Genomic DNA, 4,796 nt, shown 5'->3' with positions numbered 1-4,796 from the left:
CCGCGACACCCGCATTTTTTCTCCGGCCTCTTCCTGCGTGAAGTCGTCGGCATCGCACAGTTTTAAGGCCTCAAGCTCATCCCTATAAAGAATGATCTTTTCCAATTCCGGCATCGGGATGCCGGTCGGCTTAAAGGCTTTGCCTCTAAATTTGCAACCGCAGAATCGCGGCTTTTTATACCGGGGAGACACGTTTCTTTAAATCTTCCATTTCGTGCATATGCACATTATAAAAAATAGCATATGCTTTGTCAAGTCGGTCATGCCGGATGTGGGCAGGAAGGCATGGAAGGTTGGTTTTTGCCTGCCATTGCGATATCGACAAGAGTTGGAGACTATGGAGCGGCCTCAGGGGTCGCCACGAGAAAGATGATGGAGAGGAAAACTGGTCAGTCCGAGAGAGAAGAGATCTGCCGAAGGTGCAGCATCTATTTTACCGAATTGTCACTCGAAGGCATCGACGATATGTTCGATCCTGCTTTTGTCGCCATCCATATCGATGCTCAGGACATCGAATCGTGAGGGCATCTCCTTTCCCGAGTACTTGAGATAGCAGAGGGCGACCTTCCTCATCTTCTCCCTTTTTCTGAAGTCGACCGCCTCAAAGGGACGGCCGAAGGTGGTATCCCTTCTCGTCTTCACTTCGGCAAAGACGACGGTGTTCCCGTCTTCGGCAATGATGTCGATCTCGCCGACAGGGGCCTTGAAGTTCCTCGAAAGGATCCTGTACCCCTTCTTCTTCAGATAGGCAACGGCGAGGTCTTCCCCCTTACTGCCGATAGGCTTCATCGCCCTCGAGGTTTTTCAGGAGTTTCGGAATGCCTTCGACGTCCTTGATGTCCTTCTGACAGAGGATCTTCAGGATCTCTCTGAACCCCGAGAATTCCTCCCAGAGTCCCCTCAGGTTCGTGCTGAGGGTCTTACAGAGGGCTTCGCCCTTGTCGTCCCAGTCGAGAAGGATGATTACCTTGTGAAAGCTCTCCGATATGTCTTCACAAAATTCGTAGAGGTTGTTGCCCCGGTGGAGGGTTATTATTTCGCCGACGAGGCCGAGGTTCCTCAAGGCCACAGCGTCCTTTTTCCCCTCCACGATAACAGGCACATTCTTGTTCGCCTCGTAAAGGGCCTCCATGACTTCCCTCAGTTTCAATGCCCGTTCGAGGTCGCCGCGCGACGGGCCATGAGAGTTTACCTTGAAGGGCTTGCGGTCTTTGTGGGATTCACGGCTGTGAGACTTTATCATAAAGACTCCTGTCAGAGTTGAGGTTACGTGTTTGCAACATCAGGGTCGACCCGATCTTCTACAGGGAATTCGAGACCCTGATGATCTCCTCGAGCTTGTCAAAGGCCTTGCCCGTGTCGATCATATCGGCCGCGATGAGCATGGCGTCCCTGAGGTTGTCTGACCATCCCGCAACCACAAGGGCTGCCGCAGAATTCATGAGCACCACATCACGTTTTGGACCTTTTTCGCCTTCTAGGACAGAGATCAGAATCCTTGCGTTTTCATCTTTGTCCCCGCCGAGGAGGCTTCTCAGATCGGCCCTCCTGACCCCAAAGTCCTCGGGTGAGAGATAGGAGGTATCCAAGGTGCCTTCCTTGTACCTCGAAACCCTTGTGCCGTCGGAGATCGTAATTTCGTCGAGTCCGTCCTCTCCGTGCACGACCATGATATCTTCAGCGCCGAGGTTCCCGAGGACCGTTGCAAGGGTATCCGTCAGCTTATCCGTGAAGACTCCCAGGATCTGCCTCCTCGCGCCGGCAGGATTGGTCAGGGGACCGAGGATATTGAAGAGCGTCCTGATTCCGATCTCCTTCCTCGGGCCGACTGCATATTTCATCGAAGGGTGAAAGATCGGCGCGAAGAGAAAACCGAAACCCGTCTCAAAGATCGAGCGTTCAACCTTTTCCGGCGGCAGATCAATCTTTACTCCCAGGGACTCAAGCACATCAGCGCTGCCCGACTTGCTCGAGACCGATCGGTTCCCGTGTTTCGCAACAGGCACACCGGCTGCAGAAACGACGATGGCTGTTGCCGTGGATATGTTGAAGGTAAAGGACATATCGCCGCCCGTCCCGCAGGTATCGAGGACCCCTTCCGGTGCTTTGATGGCGGTTACCTTCTTCCTCATGACCCTGGCAGCTCCTGTTATCTCATCGACGGTCTCGCCCTTTATGCGGAGGGCCGTGAGGAAGGCGCTGATCTGGGCGTCCGTGGCCATGCCCTCCATGATCTCTTTCATGCACTCGGCCATCTCAGCCTCTGAGAGATCGATATTCTGTACGAGAAGGTGTATCCCCTCTTTAATCATCGGCCTTTTCCAAGGGAAAGGAAATTTCTCAACAGGTCTTTCCCGACCTTCGTGAGTATGGATTCGGGATGAAACTGCACTCCTTCAACGAGAAACTCCTTATGTCTCACCCCCATGATTTCTCCATCTTCTGTCCACGCCGAGATCTCAAGACAACCGGGCATGGTCTCCTTCTTTATGACCAAGGAGTGGTACCGTGTCGCCTCAAAGGGGTTCGGAAGATCTTCAAAGATCGTCTTCCCGTCATGGTATATCATGGACGTCTTACCATGCATGAGCTTCGGAGCCCTTATAATGTCCCCTCCGAAAGCGGCCCCTATGGACTGGTGGCCGAGACATACGCCGAGGATGGGGACCTTCCCCGAAAAATGATTTATAACGGCTATCGATATGCCCGCTTCTTTGGGAGTGCATGGACCTGGCGAAATGACGATCCTTTCAGGTTGCAGCCCTTCGATCTCTTCGATGGTGATTCTGTCATTCCTGAATACCCTGACGTCGCCTCCCAGTTCGCCGAGGTGCTGCACAAGGTTATACGTGAAAGAGTCATAGTTATCAATCATGAGGAGCATGTTTCCTCTATCCTCCACCTTAGGTTTCTTCATCTCTTATGCCAATCCCCTCTCCGCAATATCGACTGCCTCCATCATCCCCATTGCCTTATTGACGGTCTCAGCATATTCCTTCTCAGGGCTTGAATCGGCGACTATTCCCGCTCCCGCCTGAACAGAGATTTTGTTGGCTCTCGCTATAAGCGTCCGTATCGTAATGCAGGTATCCATATTGCCTGAATAACTGAAATATCCGACCGCCCCTGCGTAGGGCCCCCTCCTCGTCGGTTCGAGCTCCTCTATGATCTCCATCGCCCTCACCTTTGGGGCGCCGGTGACTGTTCCGGCAGGGAAGGATGCCCTCAGTACATCAAAGGCGTCGAGGCCGTCTTCGAGTTCCCCCTCAACATTCGACACCATGTGCATCACGTGGCTGTACCGTTCAATGGCCATCAACTCGGTAACTTCGACCGAGCCCTTTTGAGCGACCCTGCCGACGTCGTTCCTCCCGAGATCGACAAGCATGATATGTTCGGCGATCTCTTTCGGGTCTCTTTTCAGTTCCTCCTCAAGGGCCTCGTCCTCTGCTTCTGTCTCGCCTCTTTTCCTCGTTCCGGCGATGGGCCTGAGCACAACCTTACTCCCTTCAAGCCTCACGAGGACCTCTGGCGAAGAGCCGACGATCTCTGCATCGCCCGTATTGATAAAATACATGTAGGGAGAAGGATTCACCACCCGTAATGCCCTGTAGACGTCAAAGGGGTCCCGATGAGACGTGCGCTCGAACCTCTGCGAGAGTACAACCTGAAAAATGTCGCCTGCTGCAATGTATTCTTTTGCCCTGGCGACGGCGTCTTCAAAGGCTTCCCTTGTCCTGAAATTTGAGGTGAACCTCTTTTGCCTCGGGCTCCTTCTGTGAGTCTCTTGTTTCAGGTATCTGGTCCTTGGCCTCGTGAGTTTCTCGGTGAGGTTGTCAATCTTCTCGACAGCCTCTCTATAAGCCTTCTGAGAACCCTTGCCGTCGACGTGGACATTCGAAACGATCTTTATCTTCTGTTTCAGGCTGTCGAATATGAGCATCGTGTCGGTGAGCATGAAGAACATATCGGGCAGGTCAGTGCCGGGTCTCTTCATGTCGGGGATCTTCTCAAAAAACCTCACCATATCATAGCCCATATATCCGACAAGACCGCCTGAAAACCTCGGGAGTCCCTGAACGGAAACGGGTTTATAACGTGAGAGTTCTTTTTTCAGCACGGCAAGAGGGTCTTCCGCCTCAAGGACTACCGGTCTCCTGCCGGTCTCCCGTATCTCGATCTTCCTGCCCCAGCCTCTTATCACCTTCAGCGGATTCGAGCCGATGAAGGAATATCTCGCCCATTTTTCTCCACCGACGACGCTCTCGAGGAGAAACGAAGGGTTTCCGCCGATCTTGAGAAAGGCCGAGACAGGAGTGTCCATATCGGCAAGGATCTCTCTGTAGACAGGGATGAGATTGCCCTCTCCTGACAGTCTCTTGAACTCGCTGAGATCAGGATGAACCATATTGACAAAAACGATGACTATTCTTTAGTATTCAATATCCGACTAGTATAGCACAGGCTCTTTCCAAGAGTAAAAACGGACGCATCTGCGGGTGTAGCTCAGCTGGTAGAGCACAACCTTGCCAAGGTTGGGGTCGCGGGTTCGAATCCCGTCGCCCGCTCCATAAAGAACCGTGGTGGGTAATCGGTAGTGACTGATGTGTACAAAGGGGTCGCTCATCTCATCACGCGTTCCTGATTCCAGGTAACGGTTACGGCGGCGTACCCAAGTGGCAAGGGAGAGGTCTGCAAAACCTTTATTCAGCGGTTCAAATCCGCTCGCCGCCTCCAATATCAGCGAATTCCCTGCCTTCGAGGATGAGGTTGAATCCTTGTTCGCCAAGATGTTC

At 52.9% G+C, this 4,796-nt stretch carries 5 protein-coding genes and 2 tRNA genes; 2 read left to right on the top strand and 5 right to left on the bottom strand.

Features of this window, described 5'->3' with window-relative positions; translation table 11 throughout:
- Positions 1–444 precede the first annotated feature (444 nt).
- The 5 genes from VFG09_06965 to trpE are packed head-to-tail and all read right to left on the bottom strand — an operon-like array spanning position 445 to position 4,408.
- Entirely contained in the window at positions 445–789 is a 345-nt protein-coding gene (locus VFG09_06965; GenBank protein ID HET6514885.1) for a YraN family protein, read from the bottom strand.
- Positions 770–1,243: a toprim domain-containing protein gene (locus VFG09_06960; GenBank protein HET6514884.1), complete on the bottom strand. Its 474-nt coding sequence runs from the start codon at positions 1,241–1,243 to the stop codon at positions 770–772. The genes VFG09_06965 and VFG09_06960 overlap by 20 nt, the downstream gene beginning before the upstream one ends.
- Before the next feature lie 58 nt (positions 1,244–1,301).
- On the bottom strand, positions 1,302–2,312 hold the full coding sequence (trpD, locus tag VFG09_06955) for an anthranilate phosphoribosyltransferase (GenBank protein HET6514883.1): 1,011 nt from the start codon (positions 2,310–2,312) through the stop codon (positions 1,302–1,304).
- Complete coding sequence (locus VFG09_06950; protein ID HET6514882.1) at positions 2,309–2,917, bottom strand: aminodeoxychorismate/anthranilate synthase component II; 609 nt, start codon at positions 2,915–2,917, stop codon at positions 2,309–2,311. Before VFG09_06950 ends, trpD begins: the two co-directional genes overlap by 4 nt.
- Before the next feature lie 3 nt (positions 2,918–2,920).
- On the bottom strand, positions 2,921–4,408 hold the full coding sequence (gene trpE, locus VFG09_06945; protein HET6514881.1) for an anthranilate synthase component I: 1,488 nt from the start codon (positions 4,406–4,408) through the stop codon (positions 2,921–2,923).
- A gap of 87 nt (positions 4,409–4,495) precedes the next feature.
- On the opposite strand from trpE, the gene VFG09_06940 reads away from it, so the two are divergent.
- A tRNA-Gly gene (locus tag VFG09_06940) sits at positions 4,496–4,571 on the top strand.
- A 91-nt stretch (positions 4,572–4,662) separates the two neighbouring features.
- A tRNA-Cys gene (locus tag VFG09_06935) sits at positions 4,663–4,737 on the top strand.
- Positions 4,738–4,796 lie beyond the last annotated feature (59 nt).

The organism is Thermodesulfovibrionales bacterium, from assembly GCA_035686305.1.
Lineage (GTDB): Bacteria > Nitrospirota > Thermodesulfovibrionia > Thermodesulfovibrionales > UBA9159 > DASRZP01.
The sequence above is the reverse complement of the archived record's forward strand: the minus strand, read 5'-3'. Positions and strand labels throughout refer to the sequence as shown.

What these genes read in the sequence shown, in the direction of transcription:
- VFG09_06965 (HET6514885.1), bottom strand. Translation starts at nt 789, where the DNA reads ATGAAGCCTATCGGCAGTAAGGGGGAAGACCTCGCCGTTGCCTATCTG.
- VFG09_06960 (HET6514884.1), bottom strand. Translation starts at nt 1,243, where the DNA reads ATGATAAAGTCTCACAGCCGTGAATCCCACAAAGACCGCAAGCCCTTC.
- trpD (HET6514883.1), bottom strand. Translation starts at nt 2,312, where the DNA reads ATGATTAAAGAGGGGATACACCTTCTCGTACAGAATATCGATCTCTCA.
- VFG09_06950 (HET6514882.1), bottom strand. Translation starts at nt 2,917, where the DNA reads ATGAAGAAACCTAAGGTGGAGGATAGAGGAAACATGCTCCTCATGATT.
- trpE (HET6514881.1), bottom strand. Translation starts at nt 4,408, where the DNA reads ATGGTTCATCCTGATCTCAGCGAGTTCAAGAGACTGTCAGGAGAGGGC.